This is a genomic window from Mycobacterium sp. Marseille-P9652 (assembly GCF_902652685.1).
In the GTDB taxonomy this organism is placed as follows: Bacteria; Actinomycetota; Actinomycetes; order Mycobacteriales; family Mycobacteriaceae; genus Mycobacterium.
Map to the genome: position 1 here is coordinate 52,812 of NZ_CACRUY010000010.1, position 17,795 is coordinate 70,606.

At 68.2% G+C, this 17,795-nt stretch carries 20 protein-coding genes; 7 read left to right on the forward strand and 13 right to left on the reverse strand.

From position 1 onward, the window contains the following. Positions 1-13: 13 nt before the first annotated feature. From GPY60_RS08175 to GPY60_RS08200, 6 genes are read right to left on the reverse strand one after another with little or no spacing between them, the layout of a single operon-like run. Positions 14-1,102: an acyl-CoA dehydrogenase family protein gene (locus GPY60_RS08175; protein WP_156687146.1), complete on the reverse strand. Its 1,089-nt coding sequence runs from the start codon at positions 1,100-1,102 to the stop codon at positions 14-16. Next, positions 1,099-1,524, reverse strand: a complete 426-nt coding sequence (locus GPY60_RS08180; protein WP_156687147.1) for a nuclear transport factor 2 family protein — start codon at positions 1,522-1,524, stop codon at positions 1,099-1,101. Before GPY60_RS08180 ends, GPY60_RS08175 begins: the two co-directional genes overlap by 4 nt. Continuing rightward, entirely contained in the window at positions 1,508-2,728 is a 1,221-nt protein-coding gene (locus GPY60_RS08185) for a metal-dependent hydrolase family protein (RefSeq protein ID WP_156687148.1), read from the reverse strand. Before GPY60_RS08185 ends, GPY60_RS08180 begins: the two co-directional genes overlap by 17 nt. Before the next feature lie 3 nt (positions 2,729-2,731). Continuing rightward, positions 2,732-3,055 (reverse strand): hypothetical protein, encoded by a 324-nt coding sequence (locus GPY60_RS08190; RefSeq protein WP_156687149.1) that lies wholly within the window; start codon positions 3,053-3,055, stop codon positions 2,732-2,734. Continuing rightward, a complete protein-coding gene (locus GPY60_RS08195) occupies positions 3,039-4,316 on the reverse strand; it encodes an aromatic ring-hydroxylating oxygenase subunit alpha (protein ID WP_156687150.1) in 1,278 nt (425 codons plus the stop codon). Before GPY60_RS08195 ends, GPY60_RS08190 begins: the two co-directional genes overlap by 17 nt. A 4-nt stretch (positions 4,317-4,320) precedes the next feature. Next, positions 4,321-4,860, reverse strand: coding sequence for a carboxymuconolactone decarboxylase family protein (locus tag GPY60_RS08200; RefSeq protein ID WP_156687151.1), 540 nt, complete (start codon positions 4,858-4,860; stop codon positions 4,321-4,323). A gap of 299 nt (positions 4,861-5,159) precedes the next feature. On the opposite strand from GPY60_RS08200, the gene GPY60_RS08205 reads away from it, so the two are divergent. The 7 genes from GPY60_RS08205 to GPY60_RS08235 all read left to right on the forward strand — a co-directional run bounded on the left by GPY60_RS08205 (position 5,160) and on the right by GPY60_RS08235 (position 11,802). Beyond that, entirely contained in the window at positions 5,160-6,458 is a 1,299-nt protein-coding gene (locus GPY60_RS08205; protein WP_156687152.1) for an amidohydrolase family protein, read from the forward strand. 135 nt (positions 6,459-6,593) lie between these two features. After that, positions 6,594-7,760 carry an acyl-CoA dehydrogenase family protein gene (locus tag GPY60_RS08210; RefSeq protein ID WP_156687231.1) on the forward strand — a complete coding sequence of 389 codons (1,167 nt, stop codon included), beginning with the start codon at positions 6,594-6,596 and terminating at the stop codon, positions 7,758-7,760. A gap of 105 nt (positions 7,761-7,865) precedes the next feature. Beyond that, on the forward strand, positions 7,866-9,014 hold the full coding sequence (locus tag GPY60_RS08215) for a thiolase family protein (protein ID WP_156687153.1): 1,149 nt from the start codon (positions 7,866-7,868) through the stop codon (positions 9,012-9,014). A gap of 95 nt (positions 9,015-9,109) precedes the next feature. After that, positions 9,110-9,724, forward strand: a complete 615-nt coding sequence (locus GPY60_RS08220; protein ID WP_156687154.1) for a TetR/AcrR family transcriptional regulator — start codon at positions 9,110-9,112, stop codon at positions 9,722-9,724. Further along, entirely contained in the window at positions 9,721-10,236 is a 516-nt protein-coding gene (locus GPY60_RS08225) for a hypothetical protein (protein WP_156687155.1), read from the forward strand. The genes GPY60_RS08220 and GPY60_RS08225 overlap by 4 nt, the downstream gene beginning before the upstream one ends. A 118-nt stretch (positions 10,237-10,354) precedes the next feature. Beyond that, complete coding sequence (locus GPY60_RS08230; protein ID WP_156687232.1) at positions 10,355-11,617, forward strand: cytochrome P450; 1,263 nt, start codon at positions 10,355-10,357, stop codon at positions 11,615-11,617. Beyond that, on the forward strand, positions 11,614-11,802 hold the full coding sequence (locus GPY60_RS08235; protein ID WP_156687156.1) for a ferredoxin: 189 nt from the start codon (positions 11,614-11,616) through the stop codon (positions 11,800-11,802). Before GPY60_RS08230 ends, GPY60_RS08235 begins: the two co-directional genes overlap by 4 nt. A gap of 61 nt (positions 11,803-11,863) precedes the next feature. On the opposite strand, the gene GPY60_RS08240 is transcribed toward GPY60_RS08235, so the two are convergent. The 7 genes from GPY60_RS08240 to GPY60_RS08270 form a co-directional block, all read right to left on the reverse strand. Continuing rightward, positions 11,864-12,055: a ferredoxin gene (locus GPY60_RS08240; protein WP_156687157.1), complete on the reverse strand. Its 192-nt coding sequence runs from the start codon at positions 12,053-12,055 to the stop codon at positions 11,864-11,866. Then, positions 12,052-13,254: a cytochrome P450 gene (locus tag GPY60_RS08245; protein ID WP_156687158.1), complete on the reverse strand. Its 1,203-nt coding sequence runs from the start codon at positions 13,252-13,254 to the stop codon at positions 12,052-12,054. The genes GPY60_RS08240 and GPY60_RS08245 overlap by 4 nt, the downstream gene beginning before the upstream one ends. Positions 13,255-13,369: 115 nt before the next feature. Beyond that, a complete protein-coding gene (locus tag GPY60_RS08250; RefSeq protein ID WP_156687159.1) occupies positions 13,370-14,170 on the reverse strand; it encodes an NAD(P)-dependent oxidoreductase in 801 nt (266 codons plus the stop codon). A gap of 7 nt (positions 14,171-14,177) precedes the next feature. Beyond that, positions 14,178-14,993, reverse strand: a complete 816-nt coding sequence (locus GPY60_RS08255; RefSeq protein WP_156687160.1) for an NAD(P)-dependent oxidoreductase — start codon at positions 14,991-14,993, stop codon at positions 14,178-14,180. Next, positions 14,990-15,808: an alpha/beta hydrolase gene (locus GPY60_RS08260; RefSeq protein WP_156687233.1), complete on the reverse strand. Its 819-nt coding sequence runs from the start codon at positions 15,806-15,808 to the stop codon at positions 14,990-14,992. The genes GPY60_RS08255 and GPY60_RS08260 overlap by 4 nt, the downstream gene beginning before the upstream one ends. A gap of 41 nt (positions 15,809-15,849) precedes the next feature. Beyond that, positions 15,850-17,511: a thiolase C-terminal domain-containing protein gene (locus GPY60_RS08265; protein ID WP_197283596.1), complete on the reverse strand. Its 1,662-nt coding sequence runs from the start codon at positions 17,509-17,511 to the stop codon at positions 15,850-15,852. Continuing rightward, positions 17,493-17,789: a ferredoxin gene (locus tag GPY60_RS08270; RefSeq protein WP_156687161.1), complete on the reverse strand. Its 297-nt coding sequence runs from the start codon at positions 17,787-17,789 to the stop codon at positions 17,493-17,495. Before GPY60_RS08270 ends, GPY60_RS08265 begins: the two co-directional genes overlap by 19 nt. Positions 17,790-17,795: the final 6 nt, after the last annotated feature.

Consider the following 17,795-nt stretch of genomic DNA (forward strand, 5'->3'; position numbering starts at 1 on the left):
TCGACGTCCACGCTCACTCCTTGCCGAGGTCGAGCAGCCGGCGGGCGATGATGTTGCGCTGGATCTCCGCGGTGCCGCCGTAGATGGTCGCCGCGCGCGAGTACAGGTATTCGGGCCGCCATGACGTGTCCTCGAGCTCCAGCGTCCCCGGCAGCAGATCCCGCACGGTGTCGTAGAGCCGCTGCTCGGCCCCTGCCAGCAGCACCTTGTCCACCGAGGTGTCCGGCCCGAGGCGCGCGCCGTCGCCCAGCCGGTGCTGGGTGTCGCGGGATCGGCAGCGCAGGGTGTGCAGCGCTAAATACGCCGCCCCCAGCGACGATTCGTCGGGATCAACCGCCTCGCCGATCAGCGCGTCGAACCGCGAGTAGAGGTAGGCGATCCGCTGCCAGAAGCAGGTCGAACGCTCGTAGGGCAGCAGGTCCATCGCCAGCCGCCAGCCGTCGCCCGGCCGGCCCAGCATCCGGCCGGACGGGATCACCACGTCGTCGTAGTACACCTCGCAGAATTCGTCGACGCCGTGCATCGTGCGCAGCGGCCGGATGGTGATGCCCGGTGTGTCGAGGTCGACGAAGAATGCCGTGATCCCCTCATGCCCCGGCCCGGTACGGGTCAGCAAAATGCAGCGGGTGGAAAATTGGGCGAAGCTGGTCCAGACCTTCTGCCCGTTGACAATCCAGTTGTCCGCGTCGGGTACGGCGCGGGTGGTCAGCGACGCCAGGTCGCTGCCCGAGCCCGGTTCGGAGAAGCCCTGACACCACTGCTCGCGCCCGCTCAGGAGGCGGGGGACCATCTCGGCGGCGAGTTCCGCGGGAGCGTAGTCGATCATGGTGGGGGCGAGCACTTCCAGCATCGAGTAAGGGCCCGGCTCGGCCAGCCGCCGGCCCACCACCTCTTCGCCGACGATCGCGCGCAGCACCGCTGGCCCGCCCAGGCCGCCGACCTCCACGGGCCAGCCGTAGCGCATCCAATCGGCGTCGTAGAGGGCGCGGTGCACGCGGGCCAGTTGCCGCATCTGGCCCCCCAGCGAGTGGTCGGGCCCGGGCGTCAGGTCGTTGTCGTCCAGCCACGCCCGCAGATCGTCGCGAAATTCCGCGACGTTCACGAGTCGCCGGCGGGCCGCCCGATGGCGTGCGGGCGGCCGGAGTCGTGCACGCCGCTGCGGCGGATGAACGTCATGGCCCGCGTCTTCAGCCGCCACCCGTCGGCGGTGCGGGAGTAGGTGTCGCGGTAGTAGCCGATCCGCATGTCGTGCGTGGCGTGGTCGATGAAGCACAGCGGCTGCGTCCCGCTGGCGGAGTCCCCGTCCAGTTCGACCGCCGCGGTCCCGGTGAGGAACAGGCCCTTCGGCGCGGCCGCCACCAACTCCGGAAAACGGTTGAGGCTGTACGTCTCACCGAAGGCGCTGTAGGTCCCGTCGGGGGTGAAGACGCCGACCAGCCCGTCGATGTCTTCCTGGGTGATGGTCACCGCATAGCGGGCGAGCATCTGCTGGATCTCGACGAGGTCGTCAGTTCTGGTGGGCATACACCTTGCCGCCTTTCATCACAAAGCTGACATTGCGGGTAACTGTGATGTCCTCCAACGGGTTTCCCGGCACCGCGATGATGTCGGCGAGCTGTCCCTCGGCCAGCCGCCCGCGGTCGGTGCAGTTGATCAGTTCGGCGGCGGTCACCGTCGCGGCCCGCAGGACCGCCAGGGGCGGCAGTCCCCAGTCGACGAGCGTCACGAGCTCGTCGGCGTTGCGGCCGTGCGGAATCGCCGGGGCGTCGGTCCCCACGGCGATCTTTACGCCAGCCTTGTAAGCGGCGAGGATCGAGGTTCGCGCCTTGGGGAACATCTCGGCGGCCTTCGCCTGCAACTCGGGCGGGGCGTGCGAGACGTCCATCGCGTCGCCGTCGGCGAGGCGGCGGGTGCTGACGAGGAACGTGCCGTGCTCCACCAGCATCGCGATGGCATCGTCGTCGATCAGGAAGCCGTGCTCGATGCAGTCGATGCCCGCGGCGACGGCGTGTCGCACCGCCTCGGCGCCGTGCGTGTGCGCGGCGACCCGCAGGCCGCGCCGATGCGCCTCGTCGACGATGGCGCGCAGCTCTTCATCCGAATAGTGTTGCGCGCCCGGCGGTCCCGTCAACGACATCACGCCGCCCGAGCAGCACACCTTGATGAGCTCCGCCCCGTGCTTGATCTGGTAGCGCACGGCCTTGCGGATCTCGTCGACACCGTTGGCGATGCCCTCCTCGACCGTGAGGTCGAGCACGTGGGGGGCGAACGCCGCGAACATCGTTGGGTCCAGGTGCCCCCCGGTGGGCGTGATGGCGTGCCCGGCCGGGACGATCCGCGGGCCGTCGATCCAGCCCGCGTCGATCGCCTTGCCGAGCGCCACGTCGAGCAGGTAGCCGCCGGTCTTGACGAACAGGCCGAGGTTGCGCACGGTGGTGAATCCCGCGCGCAGGGTGCGGCGCGCGTTGCCGACCGCGCGCAGCATCCGCGTCGGCGGGTCGTCCTGGACTTGGGACAGGCCCGGCTTTTCCCCGCGCCCGCCCATGAGGAGGTTGACCTCCATGTCCATCAGGCCCGGCAGCAGGATCGCCTCGCCGAGGTCGAGCACATCACCCTCGACCGCGCCGCCGACGCCCACGATGCGGTCGCCCTCGACGCGCACCACGCCGGGCCGCCGGATCTCCCCGGCGTCGACGTCGAGCAGTCCGGCGGCCTTGAGCGTCAGCACCGTTCAGATCACCGGTTCCCGGATCAGCTCGACCCAGGCCGCCCCGCTGTCCGGTACGCGCGGCTGCTTCCACGCCTCGATCGGAAACGACACCATGACCAGCGACTGCATGATGTGCATGAGCGTCCTGGCGTCCTCGGGAAGATCGTCGAGCGGGTACTGGTCACAGTAGGCGATCACGTCGTTCATGCGGGGGAACGCGGCGTCGTAGAACTGCTGCATCTCGGCCATGGTCGAGGCCAGCCGCTTGGCGTAGCGCTCCGGTTCGGTCGCGAGGTCCCAATCCAGATAGGGCTCCAGGTCGGCGAATTCAGACGGTAGCGCCATTGGTCTGGTATCCCTTCACGTAGTCGCCGGTCGTCTTGTGCAGATGGCGGATCAAGACTTCCTGGTCGCACAGCAGGAACTCCTTGACGGCCCGTGTGCCGATCATGGTCTGGGTCGCTTCCAGGGTGTTGGCGTCCTGCAGCGCGTACTCCTTGAACGTCACCGCGGCCAACTCCTGGGCGAGGCGTTCGCGCGCGTTGCGTGGCGGCACGAAATACAGCGAGCACTCGAAGATGTGCTTGTCCACGGCCGTCGGCCAGTAGTGGTAGGTCAAGTACCAGCCGGGTTCCCAGATCAGCAACATGAAGTTCGGATAGAACAGCCACGAGTCGATGCCCCACTGCGGCACCCTTTTCACGTTGACCCCGGGCGGCAGTTCCAGGTTCTCGATGACCTCCGGCTTGTCCCACGGACCGAACAAGCCGCTGCGCAGCACCTGGTCCATCGGCTTGACCATGGACAGGTCGGCGGGCGGAGCCTGACCACCCCATGTCGACTGCAGGCTGTGCGGGCCGGCCACCTCGTAGTGCAGCGCCTCGTAGCCGTACTTCTGGATCTTGGCCGCTTCCTCCCTGGTGTACTGCCCCTGGTGCAGGATCGGCGCGTGGTAGAACTCGACGAACGCGTCGATGAACAGCTTCCAGTTGCTGCCGACCTCGGCCCGGTAGGAGTAGGTCTCCGTCATCGCGCCGAAGGGGTAGCCCTCGATGCCCTTGGCGAGCGGCCCCAGGTAGTCGGTGAGCGGCGCCGTGGTGTTGTCGAAGTTGATGAAGATGAAGCCTTCCCAGACCTCGCAGCGCACAGGCACGAGCCCGTACTGGCTCTTGTCGAGGTCGAAGAACTCGTCCTCCTGCTGGACGAAGGTCAGATCACCGTCCAGGCTGTACCGCCACGCGTGGTACTTGCAGGTGAACTGCCGGCAGGTGCCCGAGGTCTCCTCGTGCGGAAAGTCGTTCCACACCAGCTTGTTTCCGCGGTGGCGGCACACGTTGTGGAATGCCTTGACGGCCCCGTCCTTGGTCTTGACGACGATCACCGACATGCCGGGGCCCGCCGAGGGCAGCTCCTTGGTGAAGTAGCTGCCGGTGCGCGGGAGCCGCTCCACGCGGCCGACGTTGAGCCAGGTCCGTTTGAAGATCGCCTCGCGCTCCGCTTCGAAGAAGGCCGGATCGATCGAGTCGCTGTAATCCACCGGGGCGGTGCCCAATTCGGGATAGTGCTGCGTCCAGCTGCCCTCGGCCGGTTTGGTGAAGTGGGGCACGTTGCTACCTCTCTGTTCGGTCCTGCTCGACCTCGACGCCGAAAGTGTTGATTGCCATCGCGAGTCCCGCATAGCCGCCGACGGTGAAGACGAGGTCCATCAGTTGCCGCTCGTCGAGCCGTCCGCTCAACGCGGCCCAGGTTTCGTCGGAGAGGTCGGACCGCTCCTCGAGCTCGTCGACGGCGGTGATCACCGCACGGTCGAACTCGTCGTCCGCGGCGCCGGTGCGGGTGGCGGCGATATCGGAATCCGACAGCCCCGCCTGCCGCGCCAGCTTGACGTGATGCGTCCATTCGTAGTCGCACCGGCGCCGATGGGCGACCCGCAGGACGGCCAGCTCGCGGACGCGGGGCGGGAGAGTGGAGCCGTAGAGCAGGTAGCCGCTGAAACGGAGGTACGCGCGCGCCAGCTTGGGGTGGCGCGCGAGAGTCGACATGAGGTTGCCGGCGTCCTTCGGGTTGCGCCGCTCCGGCGGCAGCATGCCGGACAGTGAGTGCTCGACAGCCTCGTCCCACTGGTCCGCGGGCAGCGGCTGCAGGCGCATCCGCAATCTCCTCTCGGCGTCCACGCGGCTACTCTCGGTTATGGAGAATCGTATTCTCATTTCCAACCAACAGACTTGCACGAATCGAGCGGCCGGTCAATCCCGGCGCCGAATACCTCGGCGCGATTTGAGTCGATCGCTCTCGTCGAGACCTGCCGAGACGGTCGCTGGATGTTGATTCTCACTTCACGAGAAGCTAGTTTTCAAGAAGGGATCTCGGCTGCGCGGCGTCCGTGTGCCGTGTGGGAACAGAAGGATTCGCACGAAACCAGATGGACTCGATGGAGAGGGTAGTGGCCATGAACAAAGAGGACATGATGCTCATCAGCGTCGACGACCACACGGTCGAGCCGCCGGACATGTTCAAGAACCACCTCCCCAGCAAGTACCTGGACGACGCGCCCCGGCTGGTGCACAACCCCGACGGCTCGGACATGTGGAAGTTCCGCGACACCGTCATCCCGAACGTGGCCCTCAACGCCGTGGCCGGGCGGCCCAAGGAGGAGTACGGCATCGAGCCCACGGGTCTCGACGAGATCCGGCCCGGCTGCTACAACGTCGACGAGCGCGTCAAGGACATGAACGCCGGCGGCATCCTGGCCTCGATCTGCTTCCCGTCCTTCCCGGGCTTCGCCGCGCGGCTGTTCGCGACGGACGACCCCGAATTCTCGCTGGCGCTTGTGCAGGCCTACAACGACTGGCACATCGAGGAGTGGTGCGGCGCCTACCCGGCGCGATTCATCCCGATGGCGATACCGGTGATCTGGGACGCCGAGACGTGCGCCGCCGAGGTGCGGCGGGTCTCGAAGAAGGGCGTGCACGCGCTGACCTTCACCGAGAACCCCGCCGCGATGGGCTATCCCAGCTTCCACGACGAGTACTGGAACCCCCTGTGGAAAGCATTGGTGGAGACCGACACCGTCATGAACATCCACATCGGTTCCTCGGGTCGGTTGGCCATCACCGCGCCGGATGCGCCGATGGACGTGATGATCACGCTGCAGCCCATGAACATCGTGCAGGCCGCCGCGGACCTGCTGTGGTCGCGGCCGATCAAGGAGTACCCGGACCTGAAAGTCGCCCTGTCCGAGGGCGGGACCGGCTGGATCCCGTACTTCCTGGAGCGCGCCGACCGGACCTATGAGATGCATTCCGCGTGGACGCATCAGAACTTCAAGGGCAAGCTGCCCAGCGAGGTCTTCCGCGACCACTTCCTCACGTGTTTCATCAGCGACAAGGTCGGTGTGGCGTTGCGCAACATGATCGGCATCGACAACATCTGCTGGGAGGCCGACTATCCGCACAGCGACTCGATGTGGCCCGGCGCGCCGGAGGAGCTGTGGGACGTCTTGAGCGCGAACAACGTTCCCGACGACGAGATCAACAAGATGACGTACGAGAACGCGATGCGCTGGTACTCGTTCGACCCGTTCACCCACATCTCGCGCGAACAGGCGACGGTCGGCGCGCTGCGCAAGGCCGCCGAGGGGCACGACGTGTCGATCAAGGCGAAGGGCCACGACAAGGACTCCAGAGGCGGGTCGTCCTTCGCGGAGTTCGCGGCCAACGCGAAGGCCCTCACCGGCAATAAGGATTAACGGCGGGGTTGGCTCGGCCGGGGTGCGCCGCGTCGACATTGCGATGAGGGTCGCGATTTTCGGCACATTCACGACCACCACGGCAATCTCGCCGTTGGCAATGAAGAGGAGATCCCAGCAGTGCCCGGCGACGGAATGAACTTCGAGCTGACCGAGGACCAGGAGCTGATCCGCCGGTCGGTCGCGGAGTTGGCGCGCAAGTTCGACGACCACTACTGGACGGAGAAGGACCAGGCGCACGAATTCCCGACGGAGTTCTACCGGGCCATCGCCGACGGCGGCTGGCTGGGCATGACGATCCCCACCGAGTACGGGGGGCACGGCCTGGGCATCACTGAGGCCACGATCCTGCTCGAGGAGGTCGCCAAGTCCGGCGGCGGCATGAACGCGGCCAGCTCGATCCACCTGTCCATCTTCGGCATGCAGCCGGTGGTGGTGCACGGGTCCGAGGAACTCAAGGCGCGCACGCTGCCCAGCGTCGCCACCGGCGAGGTGCATGTCTGCTTCGGCGTGACCGAACCCGGTGCGGGGCTTGATACCTCGCGCATCACCACCTTCGCCAAGCGCGACGGCGATCGCTACGTCGTCAACGGTCGCAAGGTCTGGATCTCCAAGGCGATGGAGTCAGACAAGATCCTGCTCCTCACGCGCACGCAGGCCTACGACGAGGTGGCCAAGAAGACCGACGGCATGACGTTGTTCCTCACGGACCTCGACCGCAGCCGCGTCGACATCCGTCCGATCCGCAAGATGGGACGCAACGCCGTCAGCTCCAACGAGCTGTTCATCGACAACCTGGAGGTGCCGGTCGAGGACCGAGTCGGGGAGGAGGGCAAGGGATTTCAGTACATCCTCGACGGACTCAACCCCGAGCGGATGCTGATCGCCGCCGAGGCGCTCGGCATCGGCAGGGTGGCGCTGGAGAAGGCCGTCAAGTACGCCAACGACCGCGAGGTCTTCGGCCGGCCCATCGGCATGAACCAGGGCATCCAGTTCCCGCTCGCGGACTCGCTGGCCCGGCTCGACGCCGCCGAGCTGATGCTGCGCAAGGCCACCTGGCTCTACGACAACGGCAAACCCTGTGGACGCGAGGCGAATACGGCCAAGTACCTGTGCGCCGACGCCGGCTTCACCGCCGCCGACCGCGCCCTGCAGACCCACGGCGGCATGGGCTACGCGGAGGAGTACCACGTCGCCCGGTACTTCCGCGAGGCCCGGCTGATGAAGATCGCGCCGATCAGCCAGGAGATGATCCTCAACTTCCTGGGTTCGCATACCCTGAAGCTGCCGAGGAGCTACTGACGGTAAGTTGCTACTCGTCGAATGTGCACTGATCGCGATTTTTTCGTGGTTTCATCGCGCTGAGTGCACGCTCGGCGCAGGGGCGCATAGGAGCGGAGTGGGCGCATGCGTGAGACAGTCATCGTCGAGGCCGTGCGGACGCCGGTGGGCAAGCGCAACGGCGCCCTGTCGGGCATGCACGCCGCCGACCTGTCCGCGGTCGTCCTGAACGAGCTGCTGGACCGCACCGGCATCGAACCGACGATCGTCGACGACGTCATCTGGGGATGCGTGTCCCAGGTGGGCGACCAGTCGAGCAACATCGGGCGGTACGCCGTCCTCGCCGCGGGCTGGCCCGAGAGCATCCCCGGCACCACGGTGAACCGTGCGTGCGGCTCCAGCCAACAGGCGCTCGACTTCGCGGTGCAGGCGGTGATGTCCGGCCAGCAGGACGTCGTCGTGGCCGGCGGCGTCGAGGTGATGAGCCGGGTCCCCCTCGGCGCGGCCCGCGCGACGGGAATGCCGTACGGCCCGAAAGTCCTTGCGCGCTATGACGATTTCTCCTTCAACCAGGGGCTCTCGGCCGAGATGATCGCCAAGAAGTGGGGCTTTCCCCGGGCCGCCCTGGACGAGTACTCGGTCCGGTCGCACGAACGGGCGGCCGCCGCCCAGGACGCCGGCGCCTTCACCGACCAGATCGTGCCCGTGTTCGCCGACGGCGGCGCCCCCGTCGCCGCGGACGAGGGCGTGCGGCGGGGGTCCACCGTCGAGAAGCTGGCCGCGCTCAAGCCCGCGTTCGTCGAGGACGGCGTCATCCATGCCGGCAACTCGTCGCAGATCTCCGACGGCGCCGCCGCCCTGCTGGTGACGACGTCCCAGATGGCCGTCGAGTTGGGACTCACGCCGATCGTGCGCTACCGGGCGGGCGCGGTCACCGGCGCCGACCCCGTGCTCATGCTCACCGGCCCGATCCCGGCCACCGAGAAGGTCCTCAAGAAGGCCGGCGTCCCGCTGGCGGAAGTGGGCGTGTTCGAGGTGAACGAGGCATTCGCCCCGGTGCCGCTCGCGTGGATCGCGGAGACGGGCGCCGACCCGGCGCGGGTCAATCCGCTCGGGGGCGCGATCGCGCTTGGTCACCCGCTGGGCGCCTCCGGCGCGGTGCTGATGACCCGCATGGCGCACCACATGCGCGACCACGGCATCAGGTACGGGCTGCAGACCATGTGCGAGGGCGGCGGCACGGCCAACGCCACGCTGGTCGAACTCGTCCGCTGAGCCGGGCAAGCGTCTGACTGAGACCCTTGTCACAGGCGCCAAACCAACCTACTGTGTGTTCACTAGGTTGGTTGCGATCCGCATGAAGGAGTCCGGTGCCCGACGCGCGGCGATACGACACGCTCCTCGCCAAGGGTGAGGACCGCAAGCAGCGGATCCTCGAGGTCGCCCAGCGCCTGGTCGCGCGGAACGGTTGGCGCAACACGACGCTGGCGCAGATCGCGGGCGAAGCCGGCGTCACACCCGCCGGACTGCTGCACCATTTCGAATCCAAGGAGCAGTTGCTCAACGCGGTGCTCGACGCGCGCGACCTCGACGACGACCTGCACGCCGACCGGGCCGGCGACCTCATCGGCGAGATCGCGCAGGTGGCCGACCGGTTCACCCGCGCGCCGGAACTGATCGGCACCTTCACCGTGCTGCTGGCGGAGAACATCTCACCCGACGCGCCGTTGCACGACCGCATGCTCGAACGGCACCGCGCCGCGACGCAGATCGTCGCCGACCTCATTCGCCGCGGCCAGGCGGACGGCCGATTCCGCACCGACATAGACCCCGCCGTCAAGGCGATCGAAATCCTCGCCTTCGTCCACGGAATGGAAACCACATGGTTGCTCGACCCTTCGATACCGCTCACCGATGTGTTCAAGCAGTACGCGGAGACACTGGCGCGGGACTTCGCGCCGCCCACGACGGGGCAGACGACATGAGGTACCGGCTCGACGTGGTCGCGGCCGATGTCGTGGACGTGGTCTTGTTCGCGGGCGGTTGGCTCTTCGACCGGGCGATGGCCGGGTGGGACGTCACCGTGCTCCTCACGGACCTGTCCGGGCGCCCCGACTGCCGGCCGCTGCAGATCCTGGGCGCGCGGGTGGCGGACCTCGACGATGCGCTGGCGTCGGTCGGGGTGCGCCCCAAGCCTCAGGCACTGGCCGCCGCCGCCGATCTCTTCGGCTGCGATTCGCGTGTCCGGCAAGGAGTTTCGCAGGCTCTCGACCACGGCGTCACCGAGGTGACGCTCTGGGGCAACGACTGGCCCGCCGAACTGGACGGCAGTGTCGGCCAGGTGCGACACCGGCTGAGCGCCGCCGCGCGGATCTTCAAGGGGCGGGCGCTGTCCGCCGTCGCCCTGGACGGCTCGGTCGTCGACGCCTACGAGACCTTCCGGGGCGGCCTGCTGGCCAGCCCCTCGGTGGCCGCGGACCTGATCCCCGCCGGCTGACGCCCCCGCCTGCGTTGACGACCAACGCGGCCGTGTGGAAATGTAATACTCATCTCCGAGAGGGACATTCTCACTAGCCGAGATCGAACGGAGCGATTCAGTGAACGAGTTCGCCGACATGGACTTCTTCAAGGACGCCCGGCTCGTCGAGGATCCCTACCCGTACTACGAGTCCCTGCGGCAGCGGTGCCCTGTCACCCGGGAAAGCCACCACGGGGTGACGATGGTGACCGGCTGGGACGAGGCCTGCGCCGTGCTGAACGACGCCGAAACCTTTTCGTCATGCGTCTCGGTGACCGGCCCGTTCCCCGGCTTCCCGGTGTCGCTGGAGGGTCTGGAGAACAGCGACATCACCGAGCTGATCGAGCAGCATCGCGACGAGCTGCCCTTCAGCGACCAGCTGCCCACCCTCGACCCGCCGACGCACACCAATCACCGCGCGCTGCTCATGCGGCTGATCACCCCCAAGCGCCTCAAGGAGAACGAGGACGCCATGTGGCTGCTCGCCGACCGGGTGCTCGACGACTTCCTGGCCCCCGGTGAGGGCGACTTCATCAAGGCCTTCGCCGGCCCCTTCACTTTGCTGGTCATCGCCGACCTGCTCGGCGTGCCCGACGAGGACCGCGACCAGTTCGTCAAGGGCATCGGTCGCCACGCGGGCGGCGGCGTGGGCGGCACCGGGGACAAGGCGCTGGCGCACAGCCCGCTCGAGTTCCTCTACGGCACCTTCGCCGACTACGTGCGCGACCGTCGCCGCGAGCCCCGGGACGACGTGCTGACCGGCCTGGCCACCGCCACATTCCCCGACGGATCCGTCCCCGACGTCGAGGACGTCGCGCGCGTTGCGACCAACGTCTTCTCCGCGGGCCAGGAGACGACGGTGCGACTGCTGGGCGCCGCGCTGCAGATCATCGGCGAACGCCCCGACATCCAGCAACAACTGCGCAAGGACCGCAGCCTGATCCCGAACTTCATCGAGGAGGCACTGCGCATCGAGAGTCCGGTCAAGGGGGATTTCCGGCTGAGCCGGACGCCCGTCACCGTGGGTGGGGTGGACCTCGCCGCCGGCACCACCGTGATGATCCTGCAGGCGGCGGCGAACCGCGACCCGCGACGGTTCGACGACCCCGCCACCTTCGATCCCGCACGCAAGAACGCGCGCCAGCACCTCTCGTTCGGCCGGGGCATCCACAGTTGCCCCGGCGCGCCGCTGGCCCGTGCCGAAACCCGGGTGGCGATCGAGCGGCTGCTCGACCGCACGTTGGACATCGTGGTCGACGAGCGCTTCCACGGCCCGGCGAATGACCGCCGCTATCAATACGTTCCGACCTATATCCTGCGCGGCCTGACCGAGCTGCACCTGCGGTACACGCCGGCATGAAAGTCTCGGTCGACGACCAGCGCTGCCGCGGACACGGCGTCTGCGTCACCCTGTGCCCGGACGTGTTCAGCCTGACCGACGACGGTTACGCGGTGGCGATAACGTCCGACGTGCCAACCGAATTCGAGGCGGACACCCGCGAGGCGATCGACTGCTGCCCCGAGCAGGCGATCACGGAGGCCTGACGGGCAAGGGAGTTTCAGGCGTTGACTGCCCGGCCGGCCGGGCGCTCGGCGGCGGGACCGGCTACTCGACGATCGAGATCGCCTGGCGCGGGCACTGGCGCACCGCCTCGCGCACCAGCGCCTCGTTCTCGGGCGTCACCTCCGGTTTCAGCACGGTCAGCATGTCGTCATCCCCCACTTGAAAGATGTCGGGGGCGATGCCCATACACACCGCATTGCTTTCGCAGAGGTCCCAGTCGACTTCAATCTTCATCGCAACACCTTCACCGGTACGTGTTTCCATCCTGCGACGTTCTGCATGTGCACGCGCTCGCAGCCGGCCCAGTCGACCTCGAATCGAGGCATGAAGTCAAGCAGCTTCTCGAGCGCGATCGCGCTCTCCATGCGCGCCAGCGCCGCCCCCAGGCAGCTGTGAATCCCGTAGCCGAAGCCCAGGTTCAGCGCCTCGGTGCGGTCGCGGTCGATGTCGAACTTGTCGGGGTCCGTCCACGCCGCCGGGTCGCGGTTGGCCGCGCCGTTGATGAGGAAGACCGGGTACCCCGCCGGAATCGTGACGCCGTGCAACTCGACGTCCCGCATCGAGCGACGGACCTGGTATTGGGACGGCGCCTCGTAGCGCAGCAACTCTTCGACCGCCGCCGGGATCTTGCTGCGGTCGTCGAGCAGCTTCTGCCACTGCTCGGGATTGCGTCCGAACACCACCGGCGCGTTGCCGACCAGCTTGGTCACCCCGGCGGCGCCGGCGCCGCCCAACAGCGTTGCGAATCCGGCTATTTCGAGGTCGTCCAGCCTTCTCTTCGAGCCGTCGTCGCAGATCAGCTCGGCCTCGAGCAGCTTGGTGAACAGGTCGTTGCCGGGCTCGGCGCGGCGTTGCATCACCAGGTCGTAGTAGAGCATCGCCGTTTCGATGTTGGCCTTCATGCCCTCCTCGCCCACCTCGACCTGGCCGGGTTCGCGGGTGAGCGATTCGTCGATCAAGTGCCGGATCTTCTGCGCGTGCTCCTCGGGCACGCCGAGCATCGTCGTGATCACCTCGACCGGGAAGGGGCCCGAGAAGTCCTGCACGGCGTCGAACCCGTCGGGGTCGACCGCGCCGAGGTACTTGTCGACCTTCTCGCCGACCATCTGCCGCTGCGACTGGATGGCGCGCGGCGTGAAGACCTTGTTGAGCAGGCTGCGCATGTGGCGGTGGTCCGGCGGGTCCATGAAGATGATCGACTGCGGCGGCTTCTCGCCGGAACGCACCATCGCCAAGTCGATCCCGTACGCCGACGAGTACGTTTCGAAGTCCTTGAGCCCGGCGGCGACGTCCGCGTGGCGGGTCAACGCGTAGAAGTCGTACTTCTCGTCGTAGTAAACCGGCGCCTCATCCTGCATCCGGCGGTACGTCTCCCAGGGGCCGTTGAAGAATTCCTCGGAGAAGGGATCGAAGACGAGCTTCGACGTGGTCATCGGGCACTCCTCAACGGGGTCGCGGGCTGGCTCGTACCGTTACAGCGGATCGGCTCACTGTAACGCTAACGGTAGCGGTTTCGTGACGAAGCCAAAAGAACCAAAACGCCGCAACTCACAGCCTCCGGGCGGCGTCGACGGCCTCGATGGCGGCGTCCAGCGCACCCAAATCGGCGCCGGCGTCACCGGCCATGTGCCGAACCACCGCGACGTCCTTGTCGACGAATTCCCCTACGGCGTCGACGAAGGCGGCGATGGATCCTCTGGACGCGACGAGGCTCAGCACGCGGCTCGCGGCGCTGCCGTGGGCGAGCGCCCCCAACAGAACCGGCTCCGCCACACCCAGGCGCTCACCCAGGCGAACCGACTCGGCGAGCAGCCCGATCTGCGCCGCGAACAGCGCATTGTTGACGAGCTTCACCTTCTGCCCGGCGCCCAACGGCCCCACGTGCAGGACGGGATCCCCGTAGCAGTCCAGCACCGGTCGCACGCGCGCGACGGCATCGCAGGCCCCGCCCACGAAGAGGGAGAGCCGGCCGGCGGCGATGTCGTGGGGGCCGCCGCTCACCGCGGCGTCGACCACATCGACGCCGTGGGCGCGGGTGGCGATCGCGGCGACGGTGCCGACGGCGGCGGTGGTGTGCACCACCAGAGCTGAACCGGGTGGCATGGCCGACATGAGCGCCGCATCCAGGCAGACCTCGCGCAACTGATCGTCATCGAAGACGCACACCACGACGGCATCCGCGCCGGCGGCCGCCTCGGTCACGCCGCGGACCGCGGTGGCGCCCAGCTCGTGTAGCTGGCGGCGCTTGTCGGCAGTCCGGCCCAGAGCCCGGACGTCGTGGCCGGCGTAGACGAGGCGGGCCACCATGGGCCGCCCCATTCGCCCGGCACCGACGAACCCGACCTTCACGACGCCCTCATCGGGGGTGGTCCATCAGGGCCAGCGCGGCATCGGCCGCGTCGAGCACGGCGCCGGTGTTCGCGCCGGCCCGTTCAGCGACGTCGACGATCAGCCCGACGTCCTTGCGCAGGAGCCCGCCCGCGATCCCGGCGAGCCGCTGCAACCCACCGACGCCGCCGAGGGCGCCCAGCGCGAAGCTGTTCCCGCTGCTGCGTGAAACGACGTCGGTGAGCCGGTCCACGTCGACACCGAGCGCGTCCGCGAGCGACATGGTGGTCGCCGCGGTGGCGAGGTTGGCGGTGAAGAGCAGGTTGTTGAGCAGCTTGGCCGTCTGTCCGGATCCCACCCCGCCGAGGTGCACCACCGGATCGGCATAGGTCTCGAACACCTGCCGGCACCGCTCGACGACGTCGTCGTCGCCACCCACCATCACCAGCAGACGCCCCCGCTCGGCCGCGGGGGCCCCGCCGCTCACCGGCGCATCGAGCACCGAAACCTGATGCGCGGCAGCCCTGTCCGCCAGCTTGCGGCACGTGTCGGGGTGCACTGTGCTGTGCACGGCGATGACGCCTCCGGGGCTCATCGACGCCAGCAGGCCGCTCTTATCACCGGTGAGCTCGTCGACGTCGGCGTCGCCGACGACGCAGAGGCAGACCAGGTCGCTGGCCGCCGCCAATTCGGTCGGTGAGCCAACGATTGTGGCGGCGGTGTCCGCGAAGGGTTCGAGGCTTTCGGGCCGGCGCGCCCACAGTGTCGTCGGATGGCCGCCGTCGATGATGCGTCGCGCCATCGGGGCGCCCTGGCTGCCCAGGCCGATAAACCCGACCCTCATCGCGCCTCGCCCGCGGCGACACACTCGTCGGCGAACGAAAAGACCTTCGTGTGGTAGTCCGCGGCCGTGTGACCGAGGCTGATGTTGTGGCCGGCCTCGGGCTGTCGGTGCACCTCGAACCGTGGCACCCGGGAAAACAGCGCTTGAACCTCCGCCACCGCCGAAGCGTCGCTCTGCCAGACCTTCTCGTGCTCGGCGATGCTGAAGTGCACCGGGACGCGCACCGCGGGCGCGAGCGTGGGAAACGTCTTGCGCGCCCAGTCAGACACCATCTGGTCCTCGTAAGCGGGAGCCGTCGGCGAGACGGTGGCGCCATTGAGAACCTCGGGCGGGTAGAGCCTTTCGGGATGCCACAGCAGTTCGCGGAGGCCCGCCGGACGGCGTTCGCGAGTCGCGGTTTTCAAGATTTCGCGGGCGTCAGGGTGGTAGTGCCGGCCGGTGCCGGCGAATTCGATGCCCAGCAGATGTGCACCCCGATCGTCGGCGCCCATCCGAATCGCCAGCTCACATCCGCCCGAATGACTCATGATGAAAAGCCCTGCACCGCGGGGTCGGTCGCCCAGGATGCGGTCCACCGCCCCGTAGGCGAGGTCCACCCGTTGCTCGGGCAGCGCCATGGCCTCGGGGTACGGGCCCGAGCTGCCATAGCCCGGCCGGTCGAGCGCCACCACGGTGAAGCCGGCCGCCGCGCCGCTGCGCAGCAAGGACAGCGACGGGTGGCCGGGGCAGTCGAAATACGTTGCGGTGGTGCCTCCGCCGTGGATGGCCACGATGACGGCCTTCGGCTGTTCGGCCTCCGCCACCAACGCCGACATGGGCACGCCGTTGACGATGACCAGCCGTGGGCGCGGTGCGGTCACGCGTCGGCCCGCAACAGGATCACGCCGCTGGGCGTGAGGCCGCCACTGCTGACCACGCCCACGCGGGCGCCGGCGACCTGACGATCACCGGCCTCGCCCCGCAGTTGACTGACCGCCTCGTGCAACAGGCCCATGCCGTGGGTGCGGCCATGGGATAGCTGACCGCCGTGCGTGTTGAGCGGCAGCAGCCCGTCGCGGGCGATGTTCTTGCCGCCGTCCAGGAAGTCCTTCGCCCCGCCGATCTCGCAGAAGCCCAGCGCCTCGATCCACGACAGGCAGTTCATGGTGAAACCGTCGTACAGCTCGGCGACGTCGACGTCGCTCGGCCGCAGCTCGGTGCGGGTCCACACGTGCGCCGCCTGCCCCAGCACCTGCGGCTCGTGCGTGAGAGTGCTTTGATCCCAGTCGATTCGCTCGATGATCTGCGTGCCCACCGCCTCGACAAGCACGGGCGGCTTCGCCAGGTCGCGGGCGGCGTCCACGGCCGAGACGATGACCGCGATCGCGGCGTCGCACGGCACGTCACAGTCGTAGAGGCCGAACGGTGTGGTGATGGGCCGCGCGTTCAGGTAGTCGTCCATGGTCATCGGCGACCGGTACACCGCTGTCGGGTTGAGCCCGGCGTTGGCGCGCTGGTTCAGCGCGATCCAGCCGAGCGTCTCCTTGGTGGTGCCGTAACGGTGAAAGTGCCGCTGCGCGTTCATGGCCAGCGTGTGCGCGGCCGACGTCGCGCCGAACGGGAACATCCAGCCGGCGGCCCGGCCCATCGACCCGGTGATCTTGCCCTGCTTCATCAGCTCGCTGTGGGTGGCCTCCCACAGGGTGCGGAAGCACAGCACGTGGCGCGCGAGGCCGGTGGCGACGGCGAGCATCGCCGCGATGAGTGAGCCGCCGGGACCGAAGGTTTCGATGCCGCCGTTGTGCCACGTCGGGCGGATGCCCAGCGCCGCCTCCAGGGCGGTGACGCCGCCCTCCCCGAACCCGCCGAGGTTGCCGCCGCCGGGGTACGTCGAGAGGCCGTCGATGTCGGCGAAGGTCAGGCCGGCGTCAGCGACAGCGGCCTCGCAGGCCTGCATGGTCAACGACAACGGCGGAACCATCAGCCGGCGGCCGACCTGCGACATGCCGATGCCGGTCAGCGCGACCCTGTCCTCGAACTTCTCGGCCGTGAGCATGGGCCGGACGTGCTCGCCGAAACGCTCGGGCGCGATCTCGTCGTCCGGCAGGGGAGCGGGCTCGGCGTCGGGGACGGGGCGGAACAGCGGCAGCCACACGTCCTCGGCCGGCTCGAAGACCACCTCCACCCGCTGGCCGAGTTCGAGACTGTCCGGGTCGCAGTCGATGATGTTGGTGGTCAACCGAACTCGCGGGTCCTCGGCGACCGCCACCTGGGCGATCACGTAGGGCGGCGGCAGGCCCGGCAGGCCGAACCGGTAGTTGACGGTGAACCCGGCGAGCGTCGCCTTGCCCGAGACGGCGCGCACCCCCATGTCGCGGGAGCGGCAGTACCGGCACACCGGTGCCGGCGGGTGGATCAGCGACGCACAGGCCCGGCATTCCTGCAGGCGCAGCGTGCCGTCGGCGCCGGACGTCCAGAAGAACTCGTTGTCGAGCGTGACCAGGGGAGCGGGACGCCCGGTCAACGGGTGAAACCCCACTCGGCCTCGTTCTCTTCGACCTTGAGGTGCGCGACGGGATCGTCGTCGGTGTCCGTCTTTGGCGGCACGTCGTCCGGCCGGCGCTCGTCCATTTCCATGATGGCGTGCACGGGGCAGTCCATCAGCGCGCGCATCACCGCGTCGCGGTCGGCCTCGGCGACCGTGCCGTCACCGACCACGCACGCATATCCCCAGTCGTCCAGCGAGAAATACGCGGGCGCGTGCTTGGCGCAGATGCCGAAACCGTCGCACAGCGTCCGGTCGAGATGAATTTTCATGTCCCG